A 19,165-nucleotide genomic window follows, 5' to 3' on the forward strand; every position below is an offset into this window, starting at 1 on the left:
GGTCGATCGCATCCTCGCTACTGCTCCGATTCGAAGTTGCGGTTTTCGCGGCAATGCCAGAGGCGCAGTATGAAGATCGTTCCGGCCGCGATCTCGTAGCGCATCTCGTAGTTGCCGACGATGATCCGGCGGACCTCGCGCGGCTCATAGGCTTCCAGCTTCTCGCCGATCCTCGGATAATCGATCAGCCGATCCGGTGCGTGGGCGAGTTGCTGGACCACGCGCGCCGCCGCTTCGGGGGCGACCGGACCCAGATGCTCGTGCAGTCGCACAAGGTCCGACGACGCCTTGCTGGTCCACTGGATCTTCATTTGACCGGCGAGGGTAGCGGCTTGTCCGTCCCAAGGCTGTCGGCCCATGCCGTGATCGCCTGGTGGTCGATCACCCGTCCGGCATCGACATCCTCCAGGGCTTCGAGCGTCATCCGGTGACGCTCCTCCTCCTGATCGACCCAGGCGGCGAGCGCTTGCTTCACCACCCAGCCGCGCGAGCGTTCGAGTCGCGAGGCCATTGCTTCAACCTTTTCCGCGAGCCCCAGAGGGACATGCGCGGTCAATACCTTCGTCTCGGTCGCCATGTTTATCACCTGTTATCAGTCCGATTAAAATATAATCATACTGACGAGAAAACGCAAGTTGGGGAGCCGTGGAGTCGAGAACCGGGCGAAGGCGCTGGAGGCCGCGCTCCGCTATTTGCCGTCCTTCAAGGCGTCCTTGACCCGCTGCCGCATTTCCGCAGCCTCCGCCACGTCATGCGGCCTTAGATCGAAGCCGTCGGGCAATTGCCAGCGGCACCGATATTCGCTGGCGCGCATCGAATGGGACGAGGACAGGTGCCGCTGCAGGTTGCGTACACAAAGCGCCGAAAGAGTGTCGGAGCAGCGCGTTCCGGATTCGAACAGCCAGTCCAGGGCGGCTTGATCTGAAGGTCGCTCGGCTGTCTCAGGCCAGGGAGCATTCCGAGTGAAGGTCTTCGCCGACGACAGATCGGGCGATCGCCGCCAGATGGGGGTGATGGGTGAAGAACAGCACCTGCGTCGATCGCGCGAGTTCCGCCAGCACCCTGAAACCGGCCTCGGAACGCTCATCGTCGAAATTGACGAACAAGTCGTCCGCGAGGAAGGGCAGGCGAACACCGGCCGCGATGGATTGCTCGACAGCTGCGAGGCGAAGCGCGAGAAAGAGCTGGTCCGTGGTTCCCTCGCTCATCGCCCCGACGTCCACCACGGTCCTGCCATCGTCGCGCAACCCCAGGAGCCGTGAATTGGGTCCGTCGCTGTCGATCCGCAGCGCCGCATACCGCCCGATCGTCAGCCGGCGGAAGATCTCGCTTGCGCGCAGCAGCATGGGATCCTGATGGCGCTCGCGATATTGTTCAATCGCCCAGCGTAGCGTGACGGCCTCGGTTCGCTTCAGGATAAAATCTTCGGCAAGAACAGCGAGCTCGGCCCGGGCCTGCTCGGCATCCGAGGCCGCGTCGGCGGACGAGCCGCTTTGCGCCTCCAGACCGGCAAAGACTCTCCTGGCATCGCCGTGGGCGCTTGCGGCAGTGGCAACCTCATCGTTGAGCTGGGTCAGCTGCCCCGAGAGCGACTGGATTCGGACGGCCAGACCGTCAGCATCGACGTCTTCCAGGGACGCGACAAGCTCATCCAGTCCCTTGCCGTCGCCCGCCGCGACGATCGCGGCTTCCGCTTCGCTGACCGCGTGGCGCAGGGCGCGCGCTGCTCGCGAACGCTCGATGGCCGCACCCAGGCCCTGCAGGTCGGTAGCGCCCGTCTCCTCCAGAAGCGCGGTCAGCGAAGCCCAGGCCGCAGCATGCCGTGCGTCTTCGGCCGCCATCTCAGCGCTTCGGCCGGCAATGCTTTCCTCGAGTGCCTCCAGGACGCTTGCGGTCGAGCGCGCCGCCGAGAGCCGGGCCCGCATCCCTTCGAGTAGCGTCACTCCGCCGCCCGAGGCGGCAATCCCCAGCCTTTCGGTTAGGGCCGCAACGCTTTCGTCATGTTCACGCGCGTCTCTCGCTATGCCGTCGATGCGTGTCTGCAGGTCTCGCTGCGCGGCAATCGCGGCTCTGAGCTCGTCCAGGACGTCGAGAGTTGCCGGAGCGCTGGCTATGTCGAGATCGATGTCCGCTTCGACCAGCAGCGCGCGCCAGGCCTCCATCCGCGTCGCCATACTCTCATCGACACGCGTGCGGCGGCGCTGCAGACCTTCCGCATCCTGCCCGATTTGTACGAGTGCGGCCTCGTCGAGTCTGTGCTGCTCGGCGGCCGCCTCGCCGGCTTGCCGAATCCGTGTGGCGAAGGCGAGCAGCGGCAGGAGGTCTTCTCCCTTGGGCACCGACTCGTCTGCGAGGGCGGCGACCAGGCTGGCACGCAATTCATTGCGCCGCGCAACGATCGCCCTGGCATCGTCGTGGGCATCGATTGCCTCCTGATGTGCTGCTTCAGCCGTTTCCCGCTCGGACACCCAACCGAGGAACCGATTGGGCTCCAACGCCGGAAAGCCCGCCTCCGCCAACTTTCGTGCCCAGCCCGTCAGCGCGCTTTCGCGACGATCGCTTGCCGCCTGCGCGCGCGTGTCCGCCTGGTCAGCGGCCAGAAGGAGCCTGGTCCGGCGTTGACCCATGACCGTCAGACGGCTCGACTCGTCGGCGGCGGCGTAGCGGGCATCTCCGCGTTCATCTGCTCGAGCGACTGCCGTCTCATAAGCATCGACAGCTTCATCAGGGGAGGGGAGGGCCATGCCTTGCCGCATGTGCGCGCGCAGCGGTCGCCAGAACGCGTCGCGCTCGCTTCGAACCGCGGTGATCTCCTCGTCAGCCACCGCAGCGCCCGACGAGAGCTGCTCCATTTCGAGCGAGAGCGCCTCGGCCTCTTCGCGGGCGCGCGAAGCGGCGTCTGTTGCCCGCTGCAGATCGGTCTCGGCCTCGGCAAGGACGGATCGCACGTCTTCGATTTCGTGCCGTGCCAGTCTGGGAAGCGCGGCCAGGGCCGATGCGTCCCCGCTCCAGGGCGTGAGCCGAGCGAGCGCCACGTCCAGGCTGGCCGCGGCCCGGTCGGCTTTGCGCTGCGCCAGTTCGCAGCGCGCGTCCGCATCGGCCCCGAGGGTCCTGGCAAGGTCGATCGCCGTTACGATCGCGGTCAGATTTCCTGTTTGGGGGCGATCCGCAATCTTCCGCTCGATCGCGACACGCCTTTCAGCCAGGTCCTGCTCACTCTCGTCGATCTGCCGGAGCGCCGCGAGATCCTCGGCATGACCGAGCGCGATTTCGCGCAGTCTGGAACTTACGATCCGGGTGGGGGGATCGGAGGCGAGCGCGCCGGCTTCGGCGCGGAGCCGGGCGACAAGACCTCCCGATGCGGATCGCTCCTCGCTCAGACGCGCTAAGTCCTGTTGACCCTTTGTCACCGCGCCCGACGAAGCGATCAGCGCGTCGATTTCGGCGTCGTGGGCGAGGACCGACGGATCAGGAGAAAGCGCCTCGATCTGTGCCCGGGCTTCGTTCACCAGATTCTGCGCGGCGGCCCTTGCACGCGAAGCGGCCTCCATCTCGGCCATTGCCGCTTCGGCGGCGTGCTCGCGCTGCGGCCCGATATCAATCGTATCCATGTGGGCGGCAAGCGCCGCGAGATGGTCGCTGCGAAGACGGACGGCAGGCGCAATCCGGCGGATGCGCTCGAGGCGGCTGACCTCGGCAAGAACTTCGTCGCGCCGCCGCTGAACCTCTTCGAGCATCTGCTGGGCGTCCGCGACCGCGCCTTTGGCATCGAGCCAAGCCTTCGGCTTGAGGGCCTGGTCCCGGACTGCTCGGGTCTGCGCTTCGAAATCGCGTTGGGCCTGCGTGAAGCTCCGCCTCGCCGCGGCGCGTTGTCCCCAGATCGCATCGGCTTCGCTCTCGAGGCGAGCCAATTCGTCCGCAACACCCGTGAGCCCGGAGCCTGCGGCAAAGAGGGCTCGGCCCAGGTCGTTGCGGGCCTCGACCATGGCCCGCCCGCCCGCTCGCAGGCCATCCTGGTCGAGGCTGAAGGAGAGTGCGAATGTCTCGCGCGTCTGCCCCCGCAGCATGGCGAGCAGCATAGCTTCGTCGAGGAGACGATCCTCGGCATCGATCAGTGTCCCGGCCGTCCCCTTCTTGCGGCGACAAGCGAAGCTGTGCCCCTCGTCCTCGAGCACGGCCCCAACGCGCAGCAGGGCGTAGTCGTAGACGAAGTTGTAGGGAGACCGTGCCGGGAAACCGAACAACAGATCGGAGACCGCCGCAAGCGAGGTCGATTTTCCCGCTTCGTTGGCGCCGTACACCACGTGAAGATCGGGCTCGCCTTGGCGAAAGGAAAGCTCGCAATCCTCGAAACGACCATAACGCTCGAGTGACAGGGTGGCGAACCGCATCGCTCAGTCCCCCTTCGTCAAACGCGAGCGGAGCGCCTGGGCGGCGGTTCCGATGACCGCGTCCCACTTGCCGTCGCCGGCATAGCGGCGAAGGTCCGCTTCGTCGGCATCGGGGAGCAGGCTCTGCGCCGCGAGCAGGAAGGGCGCAAGGTCCGCGGCCAGCAGTTCGTGCAGTTGAGGATCGGTGGCGGCCCGATCGATCAAGGCAGCGAGATCGTCGCCGACAATCACCTCACCGGCGGCGGCGGGCTTCGTCACGAGCAGCTTCACTTTCTCGATGAAGAGATTGGGCGAGATCGAAGCGGCCACGGCGCGCGCGACGTCGCGCAGGTCCGCGGCGCTGTCGATGAGCGCGCCGGCGCTGTCGGTCTCGCCCGTCAGCACAAGCCGCGTAACGAGCGGCAATCCATCGCCGCCGTGCTGCCACGCTTCAAGAAGCGCCGAGCGCATGCGTTCCGCAATGCTATCGGCCGGCACGTCGGTACAGTCGATATCGACCGCGAGCCAGCGGATCACATCCAGATCCAATCGATCGATGGAGGAAACCTGACCATCCTCCACGGTGACGATCACCGCGCCCTTGGGGCCCGTCTCGCGGATCGTGCGACCCTGGATGTTGCCCGGGAAGACGACATGAGGCGCCTCGCACACGATCTCGTGTTGATGGACATGGCCGAGCGCCCAGTAGTCGTATTGCTTGGCTTTGAGATCATCCAGGCTGCAGGGCGCGTAATCGGCGTGGCCCTTCCGGCCTGCCAGCGCGGTGTGCAGCATCCCGATATTGAAGTGATGCTCCGCAGCGGCGGGATAGGACGGAACGAGATTGTCGGTGACAGCCGGTGTCGAGAAGCTCTGTCCGTGGACCGCGACCTGGAGCTCGGCAAGCAGATGGGTTTCCGGTCGGCGCGCGCTGAACAGGCGGACATTGGGCGGCCAGGGAATGCTGCGGGTGATGACGGAGGCGGCATCATGGTTGCCGGCGAGAAGGAACACCGGGATTTCGGCCCGATCCAGGCGGCCCATGGCGCGGGCGAAATAGAGGCCGGTGCTCATGTCCTTCCACTCACCGTCGAAGAGGTCGCCAGCGATCACGACGAAATCGACATCTTCGTCGATGGCGCGTTGTACCAGATTGTCGAAAGCCGCGCGGGTGGCTCCTCTTATGTCGTCCTCGGGCAGACCTTCATATCTCGACAGGCCATGGAGCGGGCTGTCGAGATGAATGTCGGCGGCATGCAGGAAACGAAAATCGCTCAAAACTCTTCCCCCCTCGAAAGCGGCGATATTCTCTGGGTCACCGCGATCCTCCGTTTGTGTAGTGCCCCATGGGAGAACACCCCCAACATGGCCGCAGAGCTATTGGCCATGCGTTCCGCACAGTCGCATGTATTGTAATCAGGGTTCCTCCGCCAGTTTCCCGACTCTTGCGAGGAAGAAACGCTCCCCCTCATAGCTCAAGTGATTTCATCTCGGCTGGCCGGTGCCTGTCGCCACCGACACTCCGGGATAATCCCAATTGCACGACGATGCGTGGATGGCGGATTCAGGAGATGTCATGACCCGCATCACGATTATCGATGGGCATCCCGACCCAAACGGGACCCGGTACGTTCATGCGCTTGCGGATGCCTATGCGGCGGGCGGCGAGGCGGCAGGCCATGAAGTGCGCCGGATCGAGATTGCAGAACTTGATTTCCCTATCTTGCGATCGGCCGGGGAGTGGCGGGACAATGCGCCCGCCGCCGCCATTCACAAGGCCCAGACAGACATTCGCTGGGCGAATCATGTGGTCATCCTTTACCCACTATGGCTCGGAGACGTTCCTGTGCTCAGAGGTCATTCAGTGTATTTATTGCGTTGCAGATGCCAGCGAGTCGGGGAAACTTCTCGGGACCGGAGAAGTTCATAGATCCGAGGCACAATTGAAACCTTAGGGGGTAATGTGCAACGCTTCATCCTGCACGAAAACTTGAAGAAATTCAGGGCCTGCCTGGGCGCAGACGTTGCCGACACCGAGCGCAGCTATCTGCTGCAGCAGATCCGTTCAATTCAACGCGAGCTTGCATTGCTCAACGCCGCCGCACTTGGCGTGCAGAGATATCCTATTGAATTTGGCGCGCTATCATCATGTGATCGGAGCCTTTTTCAACGCCTGACGGAGACCTCTACCCAGCCTACGATGATCATCGATCCGAGGGCTGGTATGCGAATCCTCGACGTCAACGATGCGCATACTGCCATCACCTATACCGAGCGCAGCAGAGTGGCCGGAGAAAGGCTCTTTGACGTCTTTCCGGATAATCCGGATCTTGAGGATGCAACCGGCGTCGCAGGCTTGTTTGATTCCATCCGCATCGCGGCACAGGGACGGCGCCAGCATGCCATGAAAGCACAGCGCTATGACCTGCGGGGTTCCGATGGCCGGTTTCTCGAGCGCTATTGGCAGACGGTGTCCGTTCCGATCCTGAATGACGAAGCGCAGCTGGTGTGCATTCTGCATCAAGCACGAGATGTCACCGAAACAGTCGGCACTGCGGGTTTCGTTGGTCATTGACACCCTCTAATGACGTCTCATCGGCGGTCAGCGCCGCTCTCACAGGAGAAGTCCGTCACATTCAGATTGTGAAGCATCGCGTAGCGGTGACGACGTTTACCTCGAGATCGGGGGGAAGGCGTGTCCAAAGCGGCGAGGATAGCTTCGCGAGTGGTGCGCCATTGGTATTCCGAAACTCGGGGCGGTTTCAGCCCACAGTGAGTTTCATGATTTCATGATGGGTAACTCGGCAAGGCTGTTTCTCAGGCGCAGCATGTCCCATGGCAGATGTTCGGCGATGGCAAGGCCAACCATATCCACTGCCGCGCCGATCTCTTTCAACAGGCGCACCACCTGGTCCAGCTGCATACGGCCTTGCTCTATTCCATCGAAGGCCCCCTCCGGCATGCCCGGCCTGTTGAACAGCAGCGGAGAAAAATGAGCCGGATCGAGGACATCGAGGTCGAAATGTACCGCAAGATGCGTGATTCCCTCGGTCTCGATCCAGTCGAGGATCGGCCGGCTGCTGTCAGCAAGGACGGCTGGCGGGATATGCCGGATGCCCAGTTCCTTCAGGATCAGGTCTTCATCCGCGTTCCATCCCTGCATGCCGGCGATCATCACACGCCGGGCGTCCAGCTTGCGGGGCACTTCTGCCGTGAAAGCCTCGTCGCCCCGGCCAAGCAGCAGGGCAAGCACATGGGCATGGGCGTGCGAAAACTCGGCAGCGCTCATCACGTCGGGATGGGCATCGAGCCAGAGAACGCCCAGCTTTTCACCATATCTGCGGCTTAGATACGCCATCGGCGCAAGATCGACCAGGCAGTCGCCGCCAAGCGTCACGATCCGATCGGGCGCATGCCGCTCGATGGCTTCGCGCGCCGCTCTTGCTTGAGACAAGAGGGCGGCGCACCACTTGATGCCACGGCTAACCGGCGGGGAGCTTCCGTCCGGTTCCGGAACCGCCACGGTTTCCTCGGGGCCGTCATGCGGCGGGGCAAGCCAGCGCAACAATTCGGAACCAAAGCTATAGGCGGGTTCATCGCCACCCTGCCATTGCGGCATGTTCAAACGGAGCGTCGTGGAGGTCACCGCAGATCATATTCTTTCGAGGCCGGAAGAGAAGACAATGTAGGTTGTCCGGCGGAAAAAAGCCACGCCCACGGGGCGCCCCGGGGTTCGAGAGGGAAGGGGGAGTGATGCTGGTGTCCGGGCTGATCCGGATGCCAGAAGGAGTTCCTCCGATGACCACGACCGTTAAGCTCTCGAAGCTTACGCTTTCTCCCATCAATGTCCGCAGGCGGCCCGACGACCTGCTGGAAATACCGCAGATGGCCGCCGATCTCGAAGCTCGCGGCGTACTCCAGAACCTGCTCGTCACGCCTGTGAAAAAGCCGCGCGGCACTTTCGAGGTCTTCGATGGCGGTCGCCGCCTGCGCGGTCTGCTCATGCTCGCCGAGCGCGGCACCATCGACCCTGAAACCTACGATGTTCCCGTCAAGGTTCTCGTCGGCGACGAGGCGACCCTGTCCGAGACCTCGACCGCGGCCAACTTCCATCAGCTCAAGATGACGCCTGCCGAGGAATGCCGCGCGTTCCAGTATTTCATCGGTCTCAATAATGATATCGACGGTGTCGCCAAGCGCTTCGGCCTCACCCGTCGGTTCGTCGAGGGCCGCCTGCGGCTCGCGACCCTGGCCGAGCCCATCTTCGAGGCGCTGAGCGAAGGCACCATCACGCTGGACGTCGCCAAGGCCTATGCCTCGACCGAAAACCAGGAGAAGCAGCTTCTCGTCTGGAACAGCTACGGCACCAGCTATGCCAATGCCGACACTATCCGCCGCGTCATCGCCAACGAAACGATGAAGTCGACCGATCCGGTCGCGATCCTGGTCGGCGAGGACCGCTATGCCGAGGCTGGCGGCAAGATCGACCGCGACCTTTTCAGCGACAGCGGCGACAAGTGGGTGAACCCCGAGATCGCGCAGCGGCTCGCCGCGGACATCATGGAAGCGGAAGCCAAGCGGATCGGCGAGGAACTCGGTCTCGCCTGGATCCGGCCGATTGCGTCGAACTACACGCATAGCGCGGCGACCGGCCTCTACCGGGTGATCCTGCCGCAGCCTGATTTCACCGAGGCGCAGCTGGCCCGCCTCGATGCGATTGCACAGCGGCAGGAAGCCATCGCCGAGGAGATGGATGACGAGACCATCGATGAGGATGCCTACAAGGCGCTCGACCAGGAATATGATGCCCTGTCCGAGGAAGAACACGCGCTCCACAACATCCCGCCGGTGCTGCCTGACGAGATCAAGCCGCTCGTCGGCGCGTTTCTCAAGCTGACGCCCAGAGGCGAGATGGTCCTCGACACCGAATATTATAGCGAGGAACCGGTCAGCATCGGCGGCGCTGATGAAAACGGCGAGGACGACCACGGCGATGGTGCCGGCGGTGGCGGTTCGACCGGCCCGGGCGGCAGCTACACGCCGCCTGCTCCGCCGCCCGAAGCGATCGCCCCGGGCGGCAAGCCGCTCAGCGCCCGGCTCTACGATGAGCTGGCGATGCAGCGGCGCGACGTGCTCGCAGCGACCCTGCTCAGCCATCCGGCCCTGGCGCTCGACTATGCGCTCTTCGTCATGATTGACGATCGCGCCAGCACGTTCAGCGCCTATGGCTCGACCATTCGCGCTCGCTCGCCGCAGGATCCGGTGAGTGGCGACCAGCCGACGACCCGCGCGCGGGGCTATCTCGCCGAAGCCCATGACGGGCTCGATGCGAGTTGGCTGGAGCACAAGTCCGAGGTCGACCGGTTCGAGGCGTTCCGGGCGCTCGACGACGACAGCAAGGCGGCCTGGCTCGCCTACATCGTGGCGATGTCGCTCGAAGCGAAGGCGAGCTACCGCGCCGAGCAGTGTCCGCTCCACAACCGGTTGGCGACGATCATGGATGTCGATGTCGCAAGCTGGTGGCGGCCGACATCCGAGAACTTCTTCGACCGCATCAGCAAGGGCTCGATCCTGACGCTGCTCGCCGATGTCGGCGGCGCGGCGCTGACCGCGCGCCACGCGACGATGAAGAAGTCGGAGATCTCGGAATCGTGCGCGAAGCTCTTCGCGGGCGAAGCGATCGTCGAGCCCGAGGTCCGGGACGCGGCGCTTGCCTGGGTGCCCGACGCCATGCGCTTCCTCGACAAGACCGAGGCGGACGATCTCGAACCCGCCGAAGGCGATCCTGAAGAGCAGGCGATCGTCGAGCCCGAGGATGCCGAAGAGGTTGGCGTGGCTGGCGTCGACGAGACAGTGTCCGGTGCCTGCGAAATCGAAGCGGAATCGCCCGATCAGGACGCTCTCGCGGCCTGACGCCGCTTTCTCCTGGATGCCTTGCCGCCGGCGCGTGGTCCCGTGCCGGCGGCCTTTTCCCCTTCCGCACGGAGAAGCGCCATGTCCCTTGCGAAACGCACGAGCCGCGATGTCGCCGCCGAAATCACCGACCTCATCATCCGCAAGCTCGAGGAGGGTGTTCCGCCCTGGTCGAGGCCCTGGCGGCTGAACGGGGCGGGCGGACGCCCGCTGCGTCATTGCGGCACGCCGTATCAGGGCATCAATACGCTTTATCTCTGGGCGCTCGGCGATGCCCAGGGTTATCGTTCGCGTTACTGGATGACCTGGCGCCAGGCGGAAACGCTAGGCGGGCACGTCCGCAAGGGTCAAACCGGCGCGCTTTCGGTTTATTATTCCTCGTTCAAGAAGCGTGAGGAGCACCCCGAAACCGGCAAGCAAGTGGAGCGGAGCATCCGGTTCCTGCGCCATTACATCGTGTTCAACGCCGATCAGATCGACGGTCTTCCAGCCTATTTCTACCCCTCTGACGAACCGGAGCAGCCTCTGATCCCGTCCGAGCGGCAGGCGGCGATCGACGCCTTCTTCACGGGAATCCCTGCCGACGTTCGCCATGGCGGAAACCAAGCCTACTTCACACCGACCTTCGATCATATCCAGCTGCCGAACCGAACGGCCTTCCGCAGCATGGATCACTATGCGTCCACGCGTTGCCACGAGACGGTTCACTGGTCGGGCCATTCCAGCCGACTCGCACGGACCTTCGGCAAGCGCTTCGGCGACAAGGCCTATGCGTTCGAAGAACTGGTCGCCGAGATCGGGGCGGGGCTCTGCTGTGCTGACCTTGGTCTGCCCAACGTCCTCCATGACAGTCATGCGAGCTATGTGGCGCATTGGCTCGGTATCCTCCGCGGCGACAAGACCGCGATCATCCACGCTGCCGCCAAGGCTGAACAGGCTTTCGCGTATCTCAAAAGCTTCGGCGCGGCGAGCAAGGCGCAGCCGGCAGCCGACCGGATGCACGTCCATCGGGGCCACCCCCACGCCGAGGTTCAGTATTTCAGGCCGGTATCACAAAGCACCGTTGCCACGACGGCATCAGCCGTCAACCGCCCCGATGCCAGCAGCTTTGCCGCGGCGCAGACGTTCGCAGCGGCAGAATAGCCGACGTACAGGCCCTCGCGATGGGCCAGAGTACGCCGCCACTCTTCAGCTTCATCATCGCTGATGCCGACACTCATATCCATCAGCGACGGATCCCAGTGCGGCGGAACCGTGCCATAACCGATGCCCTGGAGTTTATGCCGGGCGTCGAGCACCGGTTCTCCGGCCAGCGGCCGCGCGTTCAGCGGTTCGACAGCGGCGCAGACCGTACCGGGATTGGCGCGCTTCAACGCCTTTGCAACGCCCACGAAGGTGCAGCCCGTGCCGACCGCTGCAACCCATCCGTCGACCGGGCCACCGAACTGCGCCAGGATCTCCGGGCCTGTCGTGGTCTCGTGCGCTGCGATCCCCTCTGCAGCGTTGAACTGATCGACGTAGAAACCGTCACGCGCCCGGGCGATCGCGCAAGCCGCCTGTGCGGCAGCATTGACATCGGAACCCGTCACCTGGCCCGGGCTTCCATCCACCTGGGCGATGAGCACCACTTCGGCGCCGAGTCCTTCGAGCATCTTCGCTCGCGCCGGACTGTTGCCTGCCGACATCGTGACGACGAGGGGATGGCCGAGCGCGGCGCATGCCACCGCCAGTCCGGCGCCCATGTTTCCGCTCGTCATTTCCACGACCGGCATTCCCGGCTTCAGCCGGCCATCCTCTCTTGCGGCAAGCAGGATCGCCTTGGCGGCACGGTCCTTCACACTTCCCCCGGGCAGCAGGAACTCGGCCTTGGCGATGATGCGACCAGGACCCGTGTAGATGCGATCCAGTGCGATCAAAGGCGTGCCGCCGATTATCTCAATGGCCGACGCGGCGAGCATGACTTCTCCGACAATGACGGGTGCGGAAGGTCACATCCGCACGACATGAAAATACTGCGACTTTGATACGCGGGCGTTCGCCTGCTGACCAGCGCTCGCGGCCCGACGATCCTCAAACCGGAAACGGCCAGCGGCCGGTTTCCTTCCTCAAGAAAGGACTCATCATGGGATGGCTCTTCATGCCCTTTACGTCGATGGGCGGCCACAAGACCGCCAAATCCTATCTCGACGCGCAGCTTACCTACGAAAACACGCTCGAGGACGGCACGAAACGCGGCCTCAGGGTGCTCGCGTCCTCCTGTCCGGGAAATCGGACCTATTACGCCGCAGCCCAGGAAATCGTGGACGGCATTGCCGGCAACGTTTTCGCGGTAGTGTGCCTGGTGCGCTGGAATCCACGCTCGCGCGATGGCCACCAGTTCGGGTACAAGGATATGACCGAAAATATGGGGCCATGCGAGGCCGACTGCCCCGCGGCGATCCTCGATCTGCTGAGCCCGACCGAGCATGAATATGCGCTCGATTGGCGCGCACGTTGCCGGGCGAACCTTGCGCACCGCGCGCGCAAACTCGCGGACGGGGATCGCATCCGGCTTCCCGAGCCGGTGACCTTCACCGACGGTAATGTCGCGCAGGAGTTCGTCGTCTGCAAGCGCGGCCGGAGGCTCGTGCTTCGCGATCCGCAGAATGGCTGCTTCTACCGGATCAGTCGCCTCATGACGCGCGCCTGGGTGGTCGTACCGGTCACCAAGATCCACAAGACGCTGTTTGCATGAGCGTCAATCCTCGAGGAGAAAGGGATCAGGTCATGACGACGGCCATCGACAGGCGTTGTCTGTCTCCCAAACGCCAGTTGCTCTGCAGCCGCGAGAATGCCCTGCGCGTCGCCAGCCGGATTTTCGATCATTCGCAGGGTAAGGTAAGCATCCTGCGCACTACCGATCCGCTGCAGCCTTTCCGCATCTCTACCGACCCTGCGTCGTCGGGCCTGATCGTCCTCGAGATGGTCGCCTGAAGCCCTCTCCATTCATGTCTTCCGGAGCAAAGCCCATCCGCATGCTGACCGCCGCTGCAACGCAGCCAGGCCCATGATCCCGCCGCTCGCGACCCATGGCAAGAGGGAAGGGGGATGAATGACGGTGTTCTCCAAGCTGGAAGGATCCGCCATGGACACTAACTTTTACATTACCGCGCGGTCTTCGAAATTCCCCCTCGACTACGCACACAGCAGGGAGGACGCAGCCGCGCTGCTCGCGCGTCACCGCGATCGCCATCCCGACGCTGTTGTCGAGTCCACCAACGCCTATTTCGAACGCACGCGCGCCGAAACATTGGCGTCATTTCCTCTCAGCCGGATCACGCAGCGTTTCTACGACGCTATGCTGGGCGTTCTCCCGCCACAATATATCAAGGGCGTTGCGGGCTTCTTTCTCTCCGAAGCGGCGACCCAGAACATCCACGCCCAGTTCATCGTGCATGGCGGCTGCACCTACGGTGGTTACGCGGACCTGGCGCGCGAATCCCGCAAGATCTGGACCATTGCCGACGTCCTTGAACTCGAAAGCCGGGCCGGCGCGCGCACCTTGACGTTCGACTGGTTTCCTGGGGACTGAACTTCGTGTTCGACGCAATGGAAAAGATCAGCGCCCTTTGTCATAGACATCGAATGTATCGTTTTCTGTGTTTCCTATTCCTTGTCTCCGCATGCGACGTCCGGGGTGCTCCCGTCAATGAGCCGGGGTTTACCGCATCCGCTCGCGCGCTCGATGGCGACACGATTGCAGCCGATTTCCGTCTCCTTGGTGTCGATGCGTTCGAGCGCCGTCAGCTCTGTGAACGGGCGCGGTCGTGCTGGGAATGTGGCAAGGCGGCTCAGGATCATGCCGCGCGGATTCTGGGCGAAGCCGACGCCCAAATCCGGCTCACCAACCGCTCGAGCTATGGTCGGCCGGTGGCGACTGTGACCGTGAAAGGCCGCGATCTCGGAGAGACGCTGATCCGCGCGGGTCTCGCCATTCCCCAACCCCAATTCCTGAAAACCGATCCGGCGCGTGCGAAGCAATATACCGAAGCCTTTGCCGCCGCGCAGCGAAACAAGGCTGGCGCGTTCGCTGGCCAGTGGATCGAGCCGGCTCGGTGGCGGCGCGGCGACCGCCTCGCTTGTGAGCGGTGATCTCCAAGGCTGGAGCGGCGTACCGCGCGGTCCCGTCAGGCAGTGAGGCCGGGATCGGCCCACCAGGAACGGCCTTGCCTGAAGTTCTCGGTTGAGGCGACGACAGGGCCATCCGGTTCGTCAGCTACATAAGGCGAGACCAGCGGACGTGCCCTGATTTTCCGGCGGTGGATGCTGCCCGCGACGCGGCCGCGCGCTTCGAGCAGCTCTTCGAGCCACATCAGATCGTCGAGCATCTCGACGATGCCGCGGCCAGCGAGGCAGAAATAGATGCAGCGCTGGAAATCGTCGCCTGCCGGATTGCTCAGGATGGACGCGAGCTTGCGCTTGCCGCCCGTCTCACCCTCATGGACCCAGGACATCGCCTCGCGCAGTTCGCGCACCGAATAATAGGCATCCTCGACATGCATACCGATCGCCGCATTGGCCAGCATGCGGCGGGTGGGGCGGTTTTGATCGTCAAGCGCGGCATCGCGCAGCGTCACATCGAGATCGAACGGTTCAAAATAGCGGGCGGCCTGCTCGGTCATTAAAAATCTCCCTTGAATGGAACATAACATGAACAATTATCCGGTCAAGTCACGCTCGATCGCTGTCATGGTGGGACTGCCGCACCTTGCTGATGGGGTGCTCCTGCGGCGCGCCCGACAGCTTCAGCAGCCCGTCCTGATTTCCGCCAATGCCCTGTCGCGCTGGTCGACGAAGCGAGGTTGGCGCGAATGGGCCGGCTGGACGACGCGGCCACTCATGAATGCGCATGGTCTTCGCAGCCTCAGCCTCGACAGCGCGGGGTTCAGCGCAATGGTCACCTATGGGCGCTATCCCTGGACGGTCGATGATTATGTCGGCCTGGCCGCAGCCTATCCATTCCGCTGGTGGGCAAGCCTCGACTATTGCGTCGAGCAGGAAGTGGCCAGCGATCGCAACGAGGTGCTCGACCGCATGTCCCGTACCATCCGGGCCAACATCGAATGCCGGCTGCGCGCTGAAAATGCCGGGATCGATGCGACCTTCATGCCGGTCATTCAGGGACGTCATCCCGGTGATTATGAACGCTGTGCAGTGGCGCTCGCGCATATGATCGAGCGCGCCGGGCTTGTCGGTGTCGGCAGCATGTGCCGGCGCCCTGTCCATGGCGCGGATGGACTGATCGCCGTCGTTGATCGTCTCGACCAGGTGCTGCCAAGGCAGACCCGTCTGCATCTCTTCGGCGTCAAGGGCGCCGCCATCTGTCAACGGGCGCCGAAGATTCCGCAAAAGTGGGCATCTAAAATTCCCTAGTTTGGCGGGACGGTTGTGTCGGTGATCAGCCGTGATGGAGATCGGGATTTTCCTTTGCTGGCGGGCGGCCACGCCGTTTGGGCAAGGGCGGCGGGTTGATGGACGGTGCCATGCGCGCATGCTCGGGCAGCAGGTCAGCGTGCTGTCGCATGCGATAGCTGGAGCCCTCGATCTGGATGACCACCGCGTGGTGAAGGAGGCGGTCGAGCAGCGCGGTGGCCACCACCGGATCGCCAAAGACATCACCCCATTCGGCAAAGCCGCGGTTGGATGTCAGGATCATAGCGCCCTTTTCGTATCGGGCATTGACGAGTTGGAAGAACAGGTTGCCACCGCCCGGCGTAACAGGGAGATACCCGATCTCGTCTACGACGAGCAGCGCGGATCGGCATAGGAAGCGGATCCTTTCGCGCAGCGTGCCCTCCCGTTCCGCCTTGGTCAGTGAAGCGATCAGATCGGCGAGCGGGATGAAGTAGACGCTCTTGCCCGCCTTCACGGCCTCGACTGCAAGAGCAGTGGCGATATGGCTTTTTCCGGTACCGGGCGGACCCAACAGATGCACCACCTCGGCCCGGTTGATGAAGTCCAGGCCAGCGAGCGCCAGGATGCGGTTCCGGTCGAGCGATGGCTGGAAGGAGAAGTCATATCCGTCCAGCGTCTTGATGATCGGCAGCCTTGCCATGCGCAGGGCCGCCTTGATCCTGCGGTTCTCCCGGAGCGATAGTTCTTCGTTCAGCAATATGTCGATGGCCTCGATGCCATCGATTTTGCCCTGCTCTATGCCGCGCAGGGTGGCGTCGAGCATCTCCAGAGCGCGTGGCATTTTGAGATGGACCAGGCTGCGGCGGATATTATCGACGCGGGATGCGGCACCCCCTTGGTTCATGGCCGTTCTCCCCGCGCCAGTTGGCTGCCGATCGCCTGATAGATGGCCAGGGAGCGCACAGCGACATGCTCGCCTATACGACCGATGGCGATTACCTCTTTGCCATGGATACGGCGCTTGGCGCCGCTGCCGCCTGTCCGATGCGCAGGATCGATCCTACACTGCCGACGCCCCTCAAGAACCGGGTGCTCGGCAATGACCTGGCCCAGGTCTACGATCCTGATCTTGTCAGGCAACTGCTGGATTTCGACGACGCGCCGAGTGCGATCGGGAACGCTGTAGTAATTGCCGCCGACAGAGACCATCCCATCATGGCTGACGCGGCGCTCCAGCTTCAGAACGGCGTCAAAGCGACCCGCCGGGAGCAGCTGCAACTCAGGCTGCTCGGCGGCGAAGGCTTCAACAATAATCCGCTGCGTCGTCCCGTGGACACGGACATTGGCGACGGTATCGAGCCAGTCGATTAGCTGGACATTGAGATCGTCCAGATTGCGGAAGCTGCGGCCCAGGAAGAAGTCCTTGCGGATATAGCTGAACGGCCGCTCGACCTTTCCCTTGGTCTTGGCCCGATAGGGACGGCAGGCGCGTGGCACGAAGCGGTAATGCCCCGCCAGGGCCAGCAATGATCGATTGTAGATGATATGGCCCTGATCATCTTCGCCGGTTACGGCGGTTTTCATGCGATCGTAGAGGATTTCGATCGGGACGCCACCGAGCGCTTCAAAGGCCTGCATATGACAGCGCAACAGAGTTTGGAGATCCTGGTGCATGACGTAGCGTGCAAACAGGAAGCGCGAATGTCCCAGCACCAAGCTGAATAGCCAGACGATCCGGCTGACGCCGGGCTCATCGGTAAATTCGACGACGAACCGGGCAAAGTCGACCTGTGCCTGCACGCCAGGCGGCGTCTCGAACCGAACCTCGAAGGGCTTGGGGCCGTTTTCCGGTCGAATCGCTGCCAGGAACCGCTTTACCGCAGTATAGGCGCCCATATACCCCAGCTCACGGATTTCCCGCGTCAGACGCGCCGCCGTCAGATCGGGAAAGGCCACCACTCGCTCACGCAAAAATTCTAGATAGGGTGCCAGTTTGTTCGGTCGACCCAGCATGCGTGGGCCGTAAACCGGGGCCTCGACACCCCGTTCGATATATTTTCGGATGGTCTTGGGATCGCGACCAGTGCGTCGGGCAATGGCGGATATCGATACGCCCTGCCGATGTAATTCGAGGATCATCATCAATTCTCCAAGTCGGATCATCGGCCCCGTCTCCGCGTCTGCAAAGGAGATGAGGACAATGTCGGCTCATCTCATTCTGCCGGGGCTAGCCCCGGCAGAATGAGATGAAGGGGCCACCAACTAGGGAATTTTCAAAGCCCACTTTTGCGGAGAATTGCATGACCGATGACACCATCCCCTATCTCACCGCCTTCGCCCATCGTATCGCCTCGATCGACAGCCAGGCCTATGGGGTCAGCGCGCGCATCGCCGCGCGACGTTGTGGTCAAGCCAAGACCGACCGCTTGGTGGCGGACCATATGACGCAGTGGTTGCTCAGACAGCATGCTCGCCTTGATCGGCCTTCGCGACAGTTGCCGGTGCAACCTGAGGTGCCGCCACCTCCCGAACCGGCAGACCCCTGGGAGCGGGTGATCGCACAGGCGCGCCGCGAGATACGCGATCTCATCGAAACCGGCGATCTCGACCATGACGAGATGACGGCCCTGTGGACCGAGCAATGGGCAGCGGACATCTACGGCGCAGCATCAGCGGACTGAAGGTGAGGAGAGGGGGAACGGAGGTGTGAGCGGCCGAACCGCTCGAGACCCGGAGACTCTCATGAATTATGATCTCGCCTTCCGCTACAGTCAGGCTCTCGATCCCAGCGCGCTGATCACGATCGGCACGGCGCTGCATGCGATCCACGCCGCCATCACCGATTGCCGCAACGCCGGCATCGATCTCGAACGTGATCCGGCGGTTATTCTGCTTGCGCGCCATCTGGGGACGGTGTGCGAAACGCGTGCACCGGACGCGGATCTGCGGCGCGACTGCATCGCGCGGATCGCCGAGCTGCGGAACCGGCCGGTTCTGAAGACGCTCGCCTATCGCGGCGTTGCCCATGACGAGCCCGCCAAGCGCCTGTTTCATTCGGAGGGGCGCGCCGCCATGCGCCGCCTGGCCGACGCCCTCGCGCTCGACGAGGGCAGTTTCGATATCCGGTCCAACAAGGGTGGTCCCGCCGTGTCAGGCGAAGTGACGCTGCACGGCGAGGATGTCTGGGTGCAACTCTCGCTCGGCCTCTCCGGTCCCGATCGGGAAGTGTGCTTTCGCAAGGTGCAGGGCCGCGACGATCATCTTGGAGACCGTAATTGTTGGGCGTCAATCCGCGAACTTGTCGACCCGGGCCGCTTCGCCGCACGAATCCGGCGGGAGCTTCGCTTGTCCACATCGCAGCCCGTTGTTCCCCGTCTCGTCGCCTGAACGAAGGCGATCATGCGCATTCTTTTCGTCCGCGTCAGGATCGGCGTCCAGGAGTCGGGCTATTCCTATCGCCTCTATATACCTTTCACGGAAAGTTCGTT

The 19,165-nt window shown here is 63.3% G+C and carries 19 protein-coding genes and 1 pseudogene; 11 read left to right on the forward strand and 9 right to left on the reverse strand.

Going from position 1 to position 19,165, the window contains the following annotated elements:
- Window positions 1–17: 17 nt before the first annotated feature.
- The 4 genes from CAF53_RS21535 to CAF53_RS21550 form a co-directional block, all read right to left on the reverse strand.
- Window positions 18–311, reverse strand: a complete 294-nt coding sequence (locus tag CAF53_RS21535) for a type II toxin-antitoxin system RelE/ParE family toxin (protein ID WP_020819388.1) — start codon at window positions 309–311, stop codon at window positions 18–20.
- Window positions 308–577 carry a ribbon-helix-helix domain-containing protein gene (locus tag CAF53_RS21540; RefSeq protein WP_020819389.1) on the reverse strand — a complete coding sequence of 90 codons (270 nt, stop codon included), beginning with the start codon at window positions 575–577 and terminating at the stop codon, window positions 308–310. The genes CAF53_RS21535 and CAF53_RS21540 overlap by 4 nt, the downstream gene beginning before the upstream one ends.
- A 364-nt stretch (window positions 578–941) precedes the next feature.
- Window positions 942–4,391 (reverse strand): YhaN family protein, encoded by a 3,450-nt coding sequence (locus CAF53_RS21545; protein WP_020819391.1) that lies wholly within the window; start codon window positions 4,389–4,391, stop codon window positions 942–944.
- A gap of 3 nt (window positions 4,392–4,394) precedes the next feature.
- A complete protein-coding gene (locus CAF53_RS21550; RefSeq protein WP_020819392.1) occupies window positions 4,395–5,648 on the reverse strand; it encodes a DNA repair exonuclease in 1,254 nt (417 codons plus the stop codon).
- Between the two features lie 298 nt (window positions 5,649–5,946).
- Between CAF53_RS21550 and CAF53_RS21555 the strand changes: the two genes are divergently transcribed.
- A complete protein-coding gene (locus CAF53_RS21555) occupies window positions 5,947–6,300 on the forward strand; it encodes an NAD(P)H-dependent oxidoreductase (RefSeq protein WP_079640273.1) in 354 nt (117 codons plus the stop codon).
- Window positions 6,301–6,333: 33 nt separating this feature from the next.
- Window positions 6,334–6,945, forward strand: coding sequence for a PAS domain-containing protein (locus CAF53_RS21560; RefSeq protein ID WP_020819394.1), 612 nt, complete (start codon window positions 6,334–6,336; stop codon window positions 6,943–6,945).
- A gap of 204 nt (window positions 6,946–7,149) precedes the next feature.
- On the opposite strand, the gene CAF53_RS21565 is transcribed toward CAF53_RS21560, so the two are convergent.
- Window positions 7,150–8,016, reverse strand: a complete 867-nt coding sequence (locus CAF53_RS21565; RefSeq protein WP_021222983.1) for an arginase family protein — start codon at window positions 8,014–8,016, stop codon at window positions 7,150–7,152.
- A gap of 152 nt (window positions 8,017–8,168) precedes the next feature.
- Here CAF53_RS21565 and CAF53_RS21570 point away from each other — a divergent pair, with 152 nt between their 5' ends.
- Together CAF53_RS21570 and CAF53_RS21575 are read left to right on the forward strand one after the other, a co-directional pair.
- Window positions 8,169–10,283, forward strand: a complete 2,115-nt coding sequence (locus CAF53_RS21570; protein WP_020819396.1) for a ParB/RepB/Spo0J family partition protein — start codon at window positions 8,169–8,171, stop codon at window positions 10,281–10,283.
- Window positions 10,284–10,364: 81 nt separating this feature from the next.
- A complete protein-coding gene (locus CAF53_RS21575) occupies window positions 10,365–11,426 on the forward strand; it encodes a zincin-like metallopeptidase domain-containing protein (protein WP_081796477.1) in 1,062 nt (353 codons plus the stop codon).
- On the opposite strand, the gene CAF53_RS21580 is transcribed toward CAF53_RS21575, so the two are convergent.
- Entirely contained in the window at window positions 11,315–12,241 is a 927-nt protein-coding gene (locus CAF53_RS21580; RefSeq protein WP_020819407.1) for a cysteine synthase family protein, read from the reverse strand. The two genes, CAF53_RS21575 and CAF53_RS21580, sit on opposite strands and share 112 nt — an antisense overlap.
- 164 nt (window positions 12,242–12,405) lie before the next feature.
- Here CAF53_RS21580 and CAF53_RS21585 point away from each other — a divergent pair, with 164 nt between their 5' ends.
- The 4 genes from CAF53_RS21585 to CAF53_RS21600 all read left to right on the forward strand — a co-directional run bounded on the left by CAF53_RS21585 (window position 12,406) and on the right by CAF53_RS21600 (window position 14,414).
- The gene (locus CAF53_RS21585; protein WP_067738952.1) at window positions 12,406–13,017 is read left to right on the forward strand and encodes a hypothetical protein; all 612 of its coding nucleotides are present in this window, start codon (window positions 12,406–12,408) and stop codon (window positions 13,015–13,017) included.
- A gap of 32 nt (window positions 13,018–13,049) precedes the next feature.
- Window positions 13,050–13,256: a hypothetical protein gene (locus CAF53_RS21590; protein ID WP_020819411.1), complete on the forward strand. Its 207-nt coding sequence runs from the start codon at window positions 13,050–13,052 to the stop codon at window positions 13,254–13,256.
- 118 nt (window positions 13,257–13,374) lie between these two features.
- Window positions 13,375–13,854: a hypothetical protein gene (locus CAF53_RS21595; protein WP_020819412.1), complete on the forward strand. Its 480-nt coding sequence runs from the start codon at window positions 13,375–13,377 to the stop codon at window positions 13,852–13,854.
- Window positions 13,855–13,907: 53 nt separating this feature from the next.
- Window positions 13,908–14,414, forward strand: a complete 507-nt coding sequence (locus CAF53_RS21600) for a thermonuclease family protein (protein WP_020819413.1) — start codon at window positions 13,908–13,910, stop codon at window positions 14,412–14,414.
- A 35-nt stretch (window positions 14,415–14,449) separates the two neighbouring features.
- Here the strand turns inward: CAF53_RS21600 and CAF53_RS21605 are convergent, their stop codons facing one another.
- Window positions 14,450–14,944, reverse strand: a complete 495-nt coding sequence (locus CAF53_RS21605) for a hypothetical protein (protein WP_020819414.1) — start codon at window positions 14,942–14,944, stop codon at window positions 14,450–14,452.
- A 28-nt stretch (window positions 14,945–14,972) separates the two neighbouring features.
- Between CAF53_RS21605 and CAF53_RS21610 the strand changes: the two are divergent.
- Window positions 14,973–15,644, forward strand: a pseudogene (locus CAF53_RS21610) (hypothetical protein); the annotation flags it as partial.
- Window positions 15,645–15,720: 76 nt separating this feature from the next.
- Here the strand turns inward: CAF53_RS21610 and istB are convergent.
- Together istB and istA are read right to left on the reverse strand one after the other, a co-directional pair.
- Window positions 15,721–16,581, reverse strand: coding sequence for an IS21-like element helper ATPase IstB (gene istB / locus CAF53_RS21615; protein ID WP_067739292.1), 861 nt, complete (start codon window positions 16,579–16,581; stop codon window positions 15,721–15,723).
- Window positions 16,578–17,840 carry an IS21 family transposase gene (istA, locus tag CAF53_RS21620; protein ID WP_067739295.1) on the reverse strand — a complete coding sequence of 421 codons (1,263 nt, stop codon included), beginning with the start codon at window positions 17,838–17,840 and terminating at the stop codon, window positions 16,578–16,580. Before istA ends, istB begins: the two co-directional genes overlap by 4 nt.
- Before the next feature lie 137 nt (window positions 17,841–17,977).
- Between istA and CAF53_RS21625 the strand changes: the two genes are divergently transcribed.
- Together CAF53_RS21625 and CAF53_RS21630 are read left to right on the forward strand one after the other, a co-directional pair.
- Window positions 17,978–18,358 carry a hypothetical protein gene (locus tag CAF53_RS21625; protein ID WP_347337869.1) on the forward strand — a complete coding sequence of 127 codons (381 nt, stop codon included), beginning with the start codon at window positions 17,978–17,980 and terminating at the stop codon, window positions 18,356–18,358.
- 61 nt (window positions 18,359–18,419) lie between these two features.
- The gene (locus CAF53_RS21630; RefSeq protein ID WP_020819416.1) at window positions 18,420–19,064 is read left to right on the forward strand and encodes a hypothetical protein; all 645 of its coding nucleotides are present in this window, start codon (window positions 18,420–18,422) and stop codon (window positions 19,062–19,064) included.
- Window positions 19,065–19,165: the final 101 nt, after the last annotated feature.

The organism is Sphingobium sp. LB126, from assembly GCF_002795205.1.
GTDB classification, from domain to species: domain Bacteria; phylum Pseudomonadota; class Alphaproteobacteria; order Sphingomonadales; family Sphingomonadaceae; genus Sphingobium; species Sphingobium chungbukense.

Bases quoted from the DNA above. Each gene is read 5' to 3' on its own strand.
- CAF53_RS21605 (WP_020819414.1), bottom strand. From the start codon at position 14,944: ATGACCGAGCAGGCCGCCCGCTATTTTGAACCGTTCGATCTCGATGTG.
- CAF53_RS21590 (WP_020819411.1), top strand. From the start codon at position 13,050: ATGACGACGGCCATCGACAGGCGTTGTCTGTCTCCCAAACGCCAGTTG.
- CAF53_RS21540 (WP_020819389.1), bottom strand. From the start codon at position 577: ATGGCGACCGAGACGAAGGTATTGACCGCGCATGTCCCTCTGGGGCTC.
- CAF53_RS21600 (WP_020819413.1), top strand. From the start codon at position 13,908: ATGTATCGTTTTCTGTGTTTCCTATTCCTTGTCTCCGCATGCGACGTC.
- CAF53_RS21630 (WP_020819416.1), top strand. From the start codon at position 18,420: ATGAATTATGATCTCGCCTTCCGCTACAGTCAGGCTCTCGATCCCAGC.
- CAF53_RS21575 (WP_081796477.1), top strand. From the start codon at position 10,365: ATGTCCCTTGCGAAACGCACGAGCCGCGATGTCGCCGCCGAAATCACC.
- istB (WP_067739292.1), bottom strand. From the start codon at position 16,581: ATGAACCAAGGGGGTGCCGCATCCCGCGTCGATAATATCCGCCGCAGC.
- CAF53_RS21570 (WP_020819396.1), top strand. From the start codon at position 8,169: ATGACCACGACCGTTAAGCTCTCGAAGCTTACGCTTTCTCCCATCAAT.
- CAF53_RS21585 (WP_067738952.1), top strand. From the start codon at position 12,406: ATGGGATGGCTCTTCATGCCCTTTACGTCGATGGGCGGCCACAAGACC.
- CAF53_RS21555 (WP_079640273.1), top strand. From the start codon at position 5,947: ATGACCCGCATCACGATTATCGATGGGCATCCCGACCCAAACGGGACC.
- CAF53_RS21625 (WP_347337869.1), top strand. From the start codon at position 17,978: ATGACCGATGACACCATCCCCTATCTCACCGCCTTCGCCCATCGTATC.
- CAF53_RS21595 (WP_020819412.1), top strand. From the start codon at position 13,375: ATGACGGTGTTCTCCAAGCTGGAAGGATCCGCCATGGACACTAACTTT.
- CAF53_RS21580 (WP_020819407.1), bottom strand. From the start codon at position 12,241: ATGCTCGCCGCGTCGGCCATTGAGATAATCGGCGGCACGCCTTTGATC.
- CAF53_RS21535 (WP_020819388.1), bottom strand. From the start codon at position 311: ATGAAGATCCAGTGGACCAGCAAGGCGTCGTCGGACCTTGTGCGACTG.
- istA (WP_067739295.1), bottom strand. From the start codon at position 17,840: ATGATCCGACTTGGAGAATTGATGATGATCCTCGAATTACATCGGCAG.
- CAF53_RS21545 (WP_020819391.1), bottom strand. From the start codon at position 4,391: ATGCGGTTCGCCACCCTGTCACTCGAGCGTTATGGTCGTTTCGAGGAT.